General features: G+C 70.6%; 11 protein-coding genes and 1 tRNA gene. 2 read left to right on the top strand and 10 right to left on the bottom strand.

Features of this window, described 5'->3' with window-relative positions; genetic code table 11:
- Nucleotides 1-27: 27 nt before the first annotated feature.
- The 4 genes from L942_RS03240 to L942_RS03225 form a co-directional block, all read right to left on the bottom strand.
- A complete protein-coding gene (locus tag L942_RS03240; RefSeq protein ID WP_037354652.1) occupies nt 28-714 on the bottom strand; it encodes an HAD family hydrolase in 687 nt (228 codons plus the stop codon).
- 217 nt (nt 715-931) lie between these two features.
- Complete coding sequence (gene ispF, locus L942_RS03235) at nt 932-1,396, bottom strand: 2-C-methyl-D-erythritol 2,4-cyclodiphosphate synthase (RefSeq protein ID WP_037354834.1); 465 nt, start codon at nt 1,394-1,396, stop codon at nt 932-934.
- A 5-nt stretch (nt 1,397-1,401) separates the two neighbouring features.
- Nucleotides 1,402-2,046, bottom strand: coding sequence for an IspD/TarI family cytidylyltransferase (locus tag L942_RS03230; protein ID WP_037354831.1), 645 nt, complete (start codon nt 2,044-2,046; stop codon nt 1,402-1,404).
- A 67-nt stretch (nt 2,047-2,113) separates the two neighbouring features.
- The gene (locus tag L942_RS03225) at nt 2,114-2,605 is read right to left on the bottom strand and encodes a CarD family transcriptional regulator (protein ID WP_009084200.1); all 492 of its coding nucleotides are present in this window, start codon (nt 2,603-2,605) and stop codon (nt 2,114-2,116) included.
- Between the two features lie 274 nt (nt 2,606-2,879).
- Here L942_RS03225 and L942_RS03220 point away from each other — a divergent pair, with 274 nt between their 5' ends.
- Nucleotides 2,880-3,560 (top strand): hypothetical protein, encoded by a 681-nt coding sequence (locus L942_RS03220; protein WP_037354828.1) that lies wholly within the window; start codon nt 2,880-2,882, stop codon nt 3,558-3,560.
- 46 nt (nt 3,561-3,606) lie between these two features.
- A complete protein-coding gene (gene radA / locus L942_RS03215; RefSeq protein WP_037354648.1) occupies nt 3,607-4,968 on the top strand; it encodes a DNA repair protein RadA in 1,362 nt (453 codons plus the stop codon).
- A gap of 156 nt (nt 4,969-5,124) precedes the next feature.
- On the opposite strand, the gene L942_RS03210 is transcribed toward radA, so the two are convergent.
- From L942_RS03210 to L942_RS03185, 6 genes are all read right to left on the bottom strand, one after another.
- Nucleotides 5,125-5,658: a hypothetical protein gene (locus L942_RS03210; protein WP_037354646.1), complete on the bottom strand. Its 534-nt coding sequence runs from the start codon at nt 5,656-5,658 to the stop codon at nt 5,125-5,127.
- A gap of 131 nt (nt 5,659-5,789) precedes the next feature.
- Nucleotides 5,790-8,324, bottom strand: a complete 2,535-nt coding sequence (gene otsB, locus L942_RS03205) for a trehalose-phosphatase (RefSeq protein ID WP_037354826.1) — start codon at nt 8,322-8,324, stop codon at nt 5,790-5,792.
- Nucleotides 8,325-8,365: 41 nt separating this feature from the next.
- The gene (locus L942_RS03200; protein ID WP_037354644.1) at nt 8,366-9,817 is read right to left on the bottom strand and encodes an alpha,alpha-trehalose-phosphate synthase (UDP-forming); all 1,452 of its coding nucleotides are present in this window, start codon (nt 9,815-9,817) and stop codon (nt 8,366-8,368) included.
- Nucleotides 9,818-9,901: 84 nt separating this feature from the next.
- On the bottom strand, nt 9,902-11,407 hold the full coding sequence (locus L942_RS03195) for a threonine/serine ThrE exporter family protein (RefSeq protein WP_037354641.1): 1,506 nt from the start codon (nt 11,405-11,407) through the stop codon (nt 9,902-9,904).
- Between the two features lie 194 nt (nt 11,408-11,601).
- Nucleotides 11,602-11,677, bottom strand: a tRNA-Thr gene (locus tag L942_RS03190).
- A 76-nt stretch (nt 11,678-11,753) separates the two neighbouring features.
- Nucleotides 11,754-12,251: a flavin reductase family protein gene (locus L942_RS03185; protein WP_037354638.1), complete on the bottom strand. Its 498-nt coding sequence runs from the start codon at nt 12,249-12,251 to the stop codon at nt 11,754-11,756.
- Nucleotides 12,252-12,533: the final 282 nt, after the last annotated feature.

Here is a 12,533-nt window from a genome sequence, read left to right as displayed (position 1 = left end):
GGCAACTGTGGGGGACGTCGCAGGACGTCAGAGCACGCCGTGCTCCCGCAGCACGCCCAGCAGCGCGTCCGGCCGCTGCGCGGTGGGCAGCGGGTCGACCAGGGCGAACTGGCAGCCCAGCGCCCGGGCGCCGCCGTCGGCCTCCTCGCTGTCGCCGACCATCAGCGTCTCCTCGGCGCGCACGCCGAGCCCATTGATCGCCGCCTGGAAGATCTCCGGCTCCGGCTTCACCGCTCCGACCTCGAAGGACAGGGTGAACTCGGCGACGTGCGCGTCCCAGCCGCGCTGGCCGAACGCGGGCCGGATGTCGAACGCGATGTTGCTCAGCACGCCCGCCTTGCGCCCGCTGCTCGCGACCGCCTTGAGCGCGGCCTCGGTGTCCGGGTACGGCGTCCACTGGTCCGGCGTGATGAGCTGCGTGTACAGCGCCTCGGCCTGCTCGCGCCGGGGAACGCCGGACAGCCGCAGCACCTCCAGGTACACCTTGCGGTGCAGCGCCGGGTCGCGGTCGCGGTTGTGCCAGGCGTACAGGTGCTCCTCGTCCAGTTCGACGGACTGCTCGACCGGCGCGGTCATCCGCCGCATCAGCTCGGTCTGCGCTTCGACGTCGAGCGCCTCGCCGTCGTCGTCGCGAACGTCGTCGAGCCAGCCGTCCTGCTGCTCGAGCCGGAAAAGAGTGCCGGAGAAGTCGAACAACACCGCGTTGATGGCCACGCACCAACCTTATCGGGAGCACGGGGTGCGCCGCCGCCCGTTTGTGGCGTCCCGCTCAGCCGGCCGGGACGAACAGCTGCCCGCCGCGGAAAAGCCAAACCGCGTCGCGGAAGCCAGTACGGATCTTCGCCCGGCAAGGAGAAATTGTTATCCGGATTCCGATGTTCGGCTGTCCGGAAAAGCGCGGCACCGATTCTCCGGAATGCGCGAGTTCCGATCAGTCGCGAATCAGAAGCGCCGTCGCGACCGCCGCGATGCCCTCGCCGCGTCCGGTGAGCCCGAGCCCGTCCGATGTCGTGCCGGAAACACTCACCGGTCCGCCGACGGCGTCGCTGAGCACCCGCTGCGCCTCGTCGCGCCGCTTCCCGATCCGCGGGTGATTGCCGATGACCTGCACGGTCGCGTTCGCTACCTGCCACCCTTCGGCCCGCAGCAACGCACGCACCTCGACGAGCATGTCGGCACCGTGCGCGCCGTCCATGCGCGGATCGCCGGTGCCGAATACCGCGCCGAGATCGCCGAGCCCGGCGGCGGACAGCAGGGCGTCGCACAGCGCGTGTGCCGCGACATCGCCGTCCGAATGGCCCGCGCAGCCGTCGACTCCCGGCCACTGCAGGCCGGCCATCCAGCATTCGCGTCCCGGCTCGATCGGATGGACGTCGACGCCGTTGCCTACCCGCAGATCGGTCACAGGGGATCCTCTCGGTCCCCGCCGGCGACGAGCGCCTCGGCGAGGGTCAGTTCGAAGGCGCTCGCGACGCGCATCGCGTCCGGATCGCCGGGGACGACGGCCGCGCCCGCGGTGTCGGCGAGACCGGGGTCCGCAGAATCGGCGAGTGCGGAACGGAAAGCGGAAAGGGAAAAACCAACCGGGGTCTGCGCGCTGCGGAGACCGTCGCGATCGACCGTGGCGGTGACGATTCCGGATTCGTCGGTGGTTTTCACCGTGTCGGACATCGGCAGCACCGGGACCGCTACGGGCGCTCCGTCCCGGACCGCGGCCAGCACCTGCCGGACCGTCCGTTGTGGAGTGAACGCCCGCAGCGCGTCGTGCACCAGCACGACGGCGTCCGGGGAAAGCAGCGGCTCGACGGCGGCGAACACCTGCCGGAGCGAAGGCCCGGGAACGACCCGGCAATCGAGGCCGCGCAGGGCCTCGGAAAAAGACTTCGCACACCGCTCGGGGGCTGCGGCGACCACCAGATCGATCTCCGGTGGGCCGAGCAGCCCCCGCACGGTGTGCGTGAGTAGTGCTGCACCACCGACCGCCGTGAGCGCGAGCTCCGGATCGGCCGGACGGTGCGCGACAGTCACGAACGCGACGCTGTGCACCTGTGGGTTCATCAGGTCGTGATCGTAGGGAACCGGTTGCCGCGGGGGCGAACCGGAGGACCCGGGGTCAGACCGTCGCGGTCTCCAGGACCTCGTCGAGGAGCGTTTCCGCCTTGCCCTCGTCGGTGCCCTCCGCGAGCGCGAGCTCGCTGACCAGGATTTGCCGTGCCTTCGCCAGCATGCGTTTCTCGCCGGCTGAAAGTCCGCGGTCCTTTTCTCGCCGCCAGAGGTCGCGCACCACTTCGGCCACCTTGTTCACATCGCCGGAGGCGAGTTTCTCCAGGTTGGCCTTGTACCGCCGAGACCAGTTCGTGGGCTCTTCGGTGTGCGGAGCACGCAGAACATCGAAGACCTTGTCCAGTCCCTCTTGCCCGACGACATCGCGCACGCCGACGATCTCGGCGTTGTCCGCGGGCACGCGAACCGTAAGATCCCCTTGCGCGACTTTGAGGACGAGGTACTTCTTTTCCTCGCCCTTGATCACGCGGGTCTCGATGGCTTCGATGAGTGCGGCACCGTGGTGCGGGTAGACGACGGTCTCTCCGACCTTGAAAACCATGTGTCCTCTGCCCCTTTCGCTGACTCCATCCTATCACGGCTGTTCGGCGGCCACCTAGCGGCCCGGGATCGTCGTCGCAGGTCAGCGGCTTGGGCGGGGCTTGACAAACCGGTTTTCGCCGTGCTCATGCAGGTGAGCCGACGACGCCCCGACCGGCGCTGCGGGATCCTTTGTGGACGGTCGATCGACCGGGAACGCAGACCGGTTCCGCGCGCGGGAAACCGCCCGGCTAGTCTTCGGGAAGGACGAGGCCGTGAAAGGGAAGGACTCTGACGTGAGGCTGCAGAATCGCCGCGTGCTCGGCGCAGGCGTGTCGGCGCTCGGCGCCGCACTCGTGCTCGCCGGTTGCGGAGCCGGTCAGATCACCCAGACCGACACCCAGCAGCCCGCCGTCAACGGCACTTACGCCCAGGTGAAGACGATCGTGCTGCGCAACGCCGCGGTGCAGTACCCGGCCCAGGGCCCCGGCTACGCGGCCGGTTCGCCCGCCCCGCTCACGCTCACCATCGTCAACCAGGGGCAGAAGGACGACAAGCTGGTGTCGGTGACGTCGGACGCGACCTCCGGCCCCGCGCAGATCTCCGGGGACTCGGCGATCGTCGCCGGGCACTCCCTCGTGATCGGCCCGGCGGCCCCGGTCGAGCAGGGCGCCCCGGCGCAGCCGGAGTCGGCGAACAGCACCCCGGCGTCCGAGTCGAACCCGGCGGCCAGCGGCGCGCCGAGCTCCGCCCCGGGCAGCTCGTCGAGCTCCGCCCCCGGCACGGCTTCGAGCGTGCCGCAGGCGGGCGAGAACGGCGGTGCGGCGAGCCAGGTCGGCACCGGCAAGGTCGTGCTGCCGGGCCTCAAGCAGCCGCTGTGGCCGGGCGCGACGATCAAGGTCACCTTCACCTTCCAGAACGCCGGCCCGATCGTGGTCGAGCTGCCGGTCGCCGCGCCGGCGCACACCGCGTCCTGACCGCGTCGCCGCGATTTCTGTCGGTGCCCGCCGATAGCCTCGCGGCGTGGTGAAGAAGACCAGCACCGTCCACCGGTGCGCGGAATGCGGGTACGAAACGGCGAAGTGGGTCGGTCGCTGCCCGGAATGCCAGGCGTGGGGCACGCTCGAGGAGCGCGGCTCCGCGAAACCGGCGATCGCGCGGGTGGCCGCCGGAGCGCCGAGCGCGCCCGCGCGGCCGATCGCCGAGGTCGACGTCGAGGCGGCCCGCGCGAAGGCCACCGGCGTGCCGGAGCTGGACCGGGTGCTCGGCGGCGGCCTCGTGCCCGGCGCGGTCGCGCTGCTGGCCGGGGAACCCGGGGTCGGCAAGTCCACGCTGCTGCTCGAGGTCGCCTATCAATGGGCGGTCACCGCCGGGCGTTCGCTGTACGTCACCGGCGAGGAGTCCGCGGGCCAGGTCCGGCTGCGCGCCGAGCGCACCGGCAACGTGCACGGTGAGATGTTTCTCGCGGCCGAGAGCGATCTGTCCGCGATCCTGGGGCACGTCGACGCGGTGAAGCCGGGCGTGCTGATCGTCGATTCGGTCCAGACCATGGCATCGCCGCAGGTCGAGGGCTCGCCGGGCGGGGTCACGCAGGTCCGCGCGGTCACCGCCGGGCTCGTCGCGCTCGCGAAGGAGCGCGGTCTGCCGGTCGTGCTCGTGGGACATGTCACGAAAGACGGTTCGGTCGCCGGTCCGCGCGTGCTGGAGCACCTGGTGGACGTGGTGCTGCAGTTCGAGGGCGACAAGCATTCCACGCTGCGGATGGTGCGCGGCATCAAGAACCGGTTCGGCGCGGCCGACGAGATCGGCTGTTTCGAGCTCACCGAGGAAGGCATCGTCGGCGTGCCCGACCCGTCCGGGCTGTTCCTGAGCCGGACGGCGGAGCCGGTGCCGGGCACCGCGGTTACGGTCGCGGTCGAGGGGAAACGGCCGCTGCTGGGCGAGGTGCAGGCACTGGTGTCGAGCAGCGGCATGCCGCAGCCGAGGCGCGCGGTGAGCGGACTCGATTCGGCGCGGGTCGCGATGGTGCTCGCCGTGATGGAGAAACGCGGCCGGATGAAACTGGGCGACAAGGACGTCTACGTCGCCACGGTCGGCGGCATGAAGATCACCGAGCCCGCTATCGACCTGGCCTTGGTGCTCGCGCTCACCTCGTCCCTGCATGACGTCGCCCTGTCCCCGCGCTTGGTGGCCGTCGGCGAAGTCGGGCTGGCGGGCGAGATCCGGCGGGTGCCGAACGTGGGGCGACGGCTCGCCGAGGCGGCCCGGCTCGGCTTCACGCACGCGTTGGTGCCGCCGGATTCCGGCAAGCTCCCGGACGGCATCCGGGTGCTGGAAGTGCCCGATGTGGCGAGCGCGCTCAACGCGGCGAGCCACGCGAAATGATCAGTTCCCCGCCTGGCCGGTGGTACTGGGCGATCCCGTGGTAGCTGTGCGCCGCGCGGCCGATGGCGAGTGCGACGGCCGTGGCGAGCCGGCACCACGCAGCTGAACGGTTTTCGTTGCGGGGCAACGGGTTTGGCGTCGGGCCGCCGCGCGGCCTCACCAGATGGGATGGTCGCTGAACTTCTCCAGTGTGCTCACCGACGGCCGCACGAACCAGAGCCCGGCGCTGTAGCCGATCAGGCCGATGGCGAAATTCGCGAACGTCGCGAGCAGTTCGAGGAAGCCGAGCTTGCCGTGGTTGCCCCAGAGGTCCACCAGCGCGGACACTCCCAGCGCGATCAGGCAGCTGACCGAGAGCAGGGTGAAACAGGCGGTCAGCGCCGCCCGCGTGCTGCGGGCCCGGGCGATCACCAGGTAGTCGCCCTGCAGGCAGCGGCGCGCGGACAGCACCACCACGGCGGTGGCGAGCACGGACAGCATCGGCAGCAGCAAGGCGGCGAGCCCGAGCAGGCCGCGCGGCAGGCTGTGCCCGTGCAGCGGACGGTTCACGAGCGCGGTGATCCCGAAAATGAGCAGCGTGCCGATCGCCAGCGAAATCCCGACGACTACGGAGGCGGTGCGTACCCGGGCGGCGAACAGCCTTGGTAACGGGGCGTATTCCGTGGCCTGCTGCCCGTAGTACTGCTTCACCGCACCACCTCCGCGCCGGCAAACCCGAACGAACGTGCAAATGCTCGTGAAGACCACCTTAACGGAATGCGATTCCGGCAAGGCGGCCTTCACGGCACTTGTCACCGAGGCGTGCTAATGGGCTTGCCTGATCAAGCCTTCTCGGCCAGGAGATTCGCGCACCGGATCAGGCCGATGTGCGAGTACGCCTGCGGGTGGTTGCCGAGCGAGCGCTCCGCGACCGGGTCGAACTGCTCGGGCAGCAGCCCGGTCGGGCCCGCCGCGTTGACGATCTGCGCGAACAGCTCCTCGGCCTCGTTGCGCCGCCCGGTGCACAGGTACGCCTCGATCAGCCAGGCCGCGCAGATGTGGAAGCCGCCCTCGCCGCCGGGCAGCCCGTCGTCGCGCCGGTAGCGGTACACCGTCGACCCGCTGCGCAGTTCGGCCTCGATCGCCGTCACCGTCTTCTGGAACCGTTCGTCCGCCGGGTCGATGAGGCCGGTCAGGCCCACGAACAGGGACGCCGCGTCGAGGTCGGTGCCGTCGTAGGCGGTGGTGAACGCCTGCACCTCTTCGTTCCAGCCGTGCTCCAGCACGTCGGCCTTGATCTCGTCGCGCAGCTTCGGCCAGGCTCCCGGGACGTCGCGGCCGTACTCGTCGCCGAGCCGGACCGCGCGGTCGATGGTGACCCAGCACATCACCCGCGAGTAGACCCGGTGGCGCGGCACGTGCCGCTCTTCCCAGATGCCGTGGTCCGGCTCGTTCCAGCGCCGCGTGACGGCCTCGGCCATCGCGCGCACCAGCTGCCAGTCCTCGTCGCGCAGTTCGCCGCGCACCTGCGCCAGCGTGGCGACCAGTTCCACGACCGGACCGAACACGTCGAGCTGCACCTGGTGGTTGGCCAGGTTGCCGACGCGCACCGGCCGCGAACCGGCGTACCCGGGCAGCGATTCGATGACCGCCTCCGCGCCGATGACGCTTCCGGCCAGCGTGTACAGCGGGTGCAGCCGCTCCGGGCCGGCCAGCGTGGCGAGCACGCCGTGCAGCCACTTCAGGTAGCCCTCGGCCTCCTCGTGCGAACCGAGGTGCACCAGTTCGCGCACGGTCATCGCGGCGTCGCGGATCCAGCAGTAGCGGTAGTCCCAGTTGCGGACGCCGCCGATCTCCTCCGGCAGCGACGACGTCGCCGCGGCCAGCACGCCGCCGGTGTCGGTGTTGACCAGTCCGCGCAGGGTGAGCGCGGAACGGCGCACCAGTTCGGTCTGCACGGTCGGAAGCTTGAGCTTCGCCGCCCAGTCGCTCCAGTACCGGCCCGCCCGGTCGCGACGGTCCACTTCGGACAGTTCGTGCGCGGAGAGATCCGTGGTGCCGCACCGCAATTCGAGCACGACCGGCTCCTCCGGCGTCGGCTGGACGAGTGCGGTCGCGGTGTCCTGCAGGCCGTCGGAGGCGATCGACCATTCGACGCCCGGCGAGCGCAGCACGAACGGCTCCGACGTGCCCAGCACGCGCAGGCCCTCGTCCTCGGCGACCAGTTTCACCGGCACGCCGCCGAATTCCGGCCGCGGCGCGAACACGACCTGCGCCACCGCCTCGCCGGAGATCACGCGCACGAGGTCGGTGCGGTGCCCGGGGCTTTCCGGTTCGAGGTAGTCCGTGACGAGCAGCCGCGACCAGCGCGTCTCGACCGTCATCGTGTTCGGCAGGTACCGCTGCCCGAGCGGGAGCCCGTTGCGGTGCGGTTTGATCGAGAAGTGCCCGGCTCCCGGGCCGCCGAGCAGGTCGGCGAACACCGCGGGGGCGTCCGGGCCGGGGTGGCACAGCCAGGTCAGCTTCGCGTCCGGCGTCACCAGCGCGACCGAGCGCTCGTTGGCCAGCAGCGACAGCCGCTCGATCGGCGGCGCGGACTCGCCGTAAAGCCAGTTGCGCCGCTCTTCCAGGAGGAACGCGAGCACCATCGCGACGTCGACGGTGTCGGGCACGCGGTATTCGGCCAGCGATTCGCCGTCGCCGACCTTGATGCCGAGGTCCGGGCCGGCGAGCCGGGCGAACGCCTTCTCGTCGGTGACGTCGTCGCCGAGGAACACCGCCGCGGTGGCCCCGACCTGGTGGCGCAGCGTGTCCAGCGCGTTGCCCTTGTCGGTCTTGACGACCGCCAGCTCGACGACCTCCTTGCCGTCGGTGGTCGTGACGCCTTCCCAGGTCGCCGGGCCCTCGTGCACGGCGGCGAGAACGCGCCGGCCGGCGTTGTGCTCGGCGCGGCGCACGTGCACCGCGATGCTCGCCGGCTTGACCTCGAGCGACACTCCGGGCACGTCGAGCACCAGCTGTTCCAGCTCGTGCTCGAGCCGCCGGTGCAGTGCCTTCGCGTTCTCGTCGAGGGCGTGGATGAAGCCGATGTCGAACTCGGACCCGTGGCTGCCGACCAGGTTCACCTCGGACGGCAGCCGCGACAGGGTCGCGAGGTCGCGCAGGGCCCGGCCGGAGATCACGGCGGTGGTCGTTTCGTGCAGGCCGGCGAGAGATCTCAACGCACCCACGGACTCGGGCAGCGGCCGCGCCTCGTCCGGGTTCGCCGTGATGGGGGCCAACGTGCCGTCGTAGTCGCAGGCGACCAGCAGGCGCGGGGTACGGGCGATCTGCACGATCGCGCGCCGTAGCTCCGCGGGCAACGCCTCGGCGGTCAACACTCCTCCTCAGGAGGTCCAGCGCGGTACGGGGGAGGGGGTCAGTCGGCCGGTTCGGCACCCAGCGCCTGGAGGAACGAACGCGCCCACCGGTCGACGTCGTGGGTGAGGACCTGGCGACGCATGGCGCGCATCCTGCGTCGGCCCTCGGCGGGGTCGAGCGTAATGGCAGCCTCCAACGCGTTCTTCACCCCGTCCAGGTCGTGCGGGTTGACCAGGAAAGCGCTGGTCAGTTCGGCCGCCGCGCCGGCGAACTCGCTGAGCACCAGCGCGCCGCCGAGATCCGGCCGGCACGCGACGTACTCCTTGCAGACGAGATTCATCCCGTCGCGCAGCGGAGTCACCACCATGACGTCGGCCGCGGAGAAGAAGGCGGCCAGCTCGGTGCGGTTCACGGATTGGTGCAAATAGTGCACGACCGGGTGGCCGACTCGGGAGAACTCGCCGTTGATCCGGCCGACCATCTGCTCGATCTCGCCGCGCATCCGCTGGTAGTGCTCGACGCGCTCGCGGCTCGGGGTGGCCAGCTGCACGAACGTGACGTCGTCCGGTTCGAGGCGGCCCTCGTGCAGCAGCTCGTGCAGGGCCTGCAGCCGCAGGTCGATGCCCTTGGTGTAGTCGAGCCGGTCGACGCCGAGCAGGACCGCTTTCGGGTTGCCGAGGTCGCGGCGGATCTGCTTGGCGCGTTCCGCGACGCCCTTGCTGCGGGCGAGCGAGTCGAGCCCGGTCGCGTCGATCGAGATCGGGAACGCGCCGACGCGCACGGTGCGGTCGCCGACCTGCACCATGCCCGGCCGGGACCGGACGCCGACCGCGCCGCGGGTCGGTTCGAGGCCGACCAGCTGCCGGGCCAGCCACAGGAAGTTCTGCGCGCCGCCGGGCCGGTGGAAGCCGATCAGGTCCGCGCCGATCAGGCCGCGCACGATCTCCGCGCGCCACGGGAGCTGCATGAACAGCTCGACCGGCGGGAACGGGATGTGCAGGAAGAACCCGATCCGCAGGTCAGGACGCAGTTCGCGGAGCATCCGGGGCACCAGCTGCAGCTGGTAGTCCTGGATCCACACGGTCGCCCCGTGCGCCGCGACGGCGGCGCTGGCCTCGGCGAACCGGCGGTTGACCTTCACGTAGCTGTCCCACCACGACCGGTCGAAGACCGGCCGGGCGACGACGTCGTGGTACAGCGGCCAGAGCGTGGCGTTGGAGAAGCCCTCGTAGTAGTCGCGGACCTCGGCCGAGGTGAGCGACACCGGGTGCAGGACGAGCCCGTCGTCGTCGAACTCGTCCACCTCGACGTCCGGCACGCCCGGCCAGCCGACCCACGCGCCCTTGCGGGACCGCAGGAACGGCTCGAGCGCCGAGACCAGTCCGCCGGGACTCGCGGTCCAGCGTTGTCCCCCGTCCGCGGTCCGTTCGAGGTCGACGGGCAGCCGGTTGGCCACCACGACGAAATCCGCGGACGGTGCGCTGTTCCGGTCGGCGATCGCGTCAGTCACTCCAGCTGCTCCCTCGTCATCGGCGGGTCGCGGCCCCAAGAGAAACCCTAGCGCGCGCGGAGTGACCGGCAGGTGTTCAGCCAGTTACTCCAAACGCCGTTCGGTCGGTTCCATCGGCCCGGCGAGCCGGGGCCCGGACAGCCTGCGCTCGAGCCTGCCGAGCCCGGTGCGGACCGGCTGGGCGAGGTATTCGCCCAGTACAACGCCCGCCGCGAGGGCGAGCCCGATGGCGACCGCGGTCATCAGGGTCGAGATGTTCCCGCCTGGCGAAACCGCTAATTGGTATAGACCACGATAGGTGGAGAGGCCGGGGAGCAGCGGAGTGATCCCGGACACGGCGACCACGAGCGGGGTAACCTTCAGCCGCCGGGCCATCACACCGCCGCAGAACCCGACCAGCGTCGCCGCGATCGCCGAAGCACTTACCGCGTCCAGCTGCGCGATGATCAGCGCGCCGTACACGAGCGCCCCGATCGCCCCGGCCGCCGCGGCGACGAGCATCGCGCGCAGTTTCGAGTACGACGCGAGCGCGAAGCAGGCGGCCGCGCCGGCCCCGCCGACGACGATGATCGGCAGGTGCTGCGCGGTCGAGGCCGGAACGTCGGGCAACGGGGTGCGCGGCAGTTCGAGCATCACCGCGATCCGCAGCGCGAGCACGACGCCCGCGATCAGCCCGGCACTCATCAACGCGGTTTCCATCGTGCGGCCGGACGCGGTGACGTAATACCCGGTGATCCCGTCCTGCACCGCGGAAACCGTGGAGAGCCCGGACAGCAGCACGGTGACCGCCGCGGCGACCACCAGCGTCGGCCGGTCGGTGGTGAGGATGTTGCTGCTGACGATGATCATCGCCGACAGCGTCGCGAACAGCCCGCCGACCACCTGCTGGAAGAAGAACGGCAGGTTGACCTTGTTGAGCAGCCTGCCGATCCGGTCGACCGCGGCGGAGATGACCAGCGCGACGAGCGCGATGTCCAGGCCGCCGCCGAGCAGCAGCGTGATGAACCCGGCCAGCCCGCCCCAGGCCGCGGTCGCGGTCCAGCGCGCGTACGGGTGCGGCGCGGACGTGATCCGGTCCAGTTCGGTGACGGCTTCCTCGGCTCCGGTGCGGCCGCGGACGATCTGGCGCACGAGCGCCTCGGTCTCGGTCAGCCGGGTGTAGTCGAGGCTGCGCGAACGGACCACTCGCAACGCGGTCACCGGCGCGAGGTCGGTGCCGCGGTGACAGGTGACGGTGATCGACGTGAAGATGACGTCGACCTCGCAGTGCGGCAGCCCGAGCGCGGACGTGAGCGCGAGGATGGTAGCGGTGACGTCGGAGGCCCCGGCGCCGCTGGCCATCTGCACTTCGCCGATCCGCAGGGTGAGGTCCAGAACGAAGTTGACGGTCGCGTCGTCCGGCGGCTTGGGCCCGATCGCCTCCTCGGACTCGACGGCGGGCTGTTCGGCCGTCGGCGCCTCGAGAATGTGCCAAGCGCGGCGGCGCAAGAGATTGGGCCGGTGCCGCTGGTTCGACCGCGGCTGCGGGGGCTCGAGAATCGGCCACCGTCTGCGCGCTGCCCCCTGGCCGGCACGCTCGTTGATCTTCATGATCGATCCCCACCTCCTCGCTCGTTCCCGGGGACCATCGGCCGCGCCGCCCCAGCTGTTGCAGTGGTGTCCGACACACCTGGGCACGATCGTGCCGCACTCTCGTCGATCTTGCCAAAATCCGGCTTCGACCTGGGGTTTTGGGAACGGATCGCACGCCGTGGGCGGTGCGGATAAGGGAGGGGGTAACCGCGTGGAGCCGGCAAGGGGACTTGAACCCCTGACCTACCGCTTACAAGGCGGTTGCTCTACCAACTGAGCTATGCCGGCGTCGCCTGTACCAGGCACCGGGAAGTGTATCCGGGCGGCGGGGCGTCCGGGCTTTCGGGCACGGGCCGGGCCGGGGCTATCGAGCGCTGTCGATGGTCACGAACGAACCGTCCACGAAGCCGAGGCAGGCGCCGTCCCGCTGGCTGAAGCGTTCCACCGCGCCGACGAACAGCGTGTGGTCGCCGCCGTCGTATTCCTTCCACGGGGTGCATTCGAACCACGCCGCGGTATTCGCCAGCCGAGGGGCGTATTCGCCTTCCACCCATTCCGGCTCCACCGCCGGCTTGCCCGCGAAGTGCAACGCCACCGCGCGTTGTTCGGCGCCGAGCACGTTCACGGTGAACGGCCTTCCGGCGAGCAGGGCGTGCGCCCGGACCGAACGCTGGATCGCGACCAGCACGAGCGGCGGATCCAGGGAAACCGAGGTGAAGGAGTTCACCGTGAGCCCGTGCCGCTTCGCCGCGCCGGTGTCGTCGACGCCATCGAAGGTCACCACGGCGACACCGGTCGCGAACCGGCCGAGACAGCCGCGGAACTGCGCGGGAAGCCGGGGGAAGTCGTTGGTCACGGTCATCTCCGAACGCTCCTGTGTCACGTCGTCGGGGCCGGCCGCCGTGCGGGCCAGGCGAGTGCGGACGACGGTAGGAACTGCCAGAAACCCGCGGCAACGGCCTGACCAGGCAAACCATGCGCTGTGCGGGGATTGCACAGACTCCTGCGCGCCTTGGCCATTCGCGGTCTCCGCCGAGTTGACACCCAGCGCAACGGTTCTGGAACCACAGCGAACAGCGGCGCCGCGCGCTACCGCCGGTCCGCGCGCCGGGTCACCATGACCGGGCCGACCGCGCTGTCGGCA

This window comes from Amycolatopsis orientalis DSM 43388, assembly GCF_000411975.1.
In the GTDB taxonomy this organism is placed as follows: domain Bacteria; phylum Actinomycetota; class Actinomycetes; order Mycobacteriales; family Pseudonocardiaceae; genus Amycolatopsis; species Amycolatopsis orientalis_D.
The sequence above is the reverse complement of the archived record's forward strand: the minus strand, read 5'-3'. Positions and strand labels throughout refer to the sequence as shown.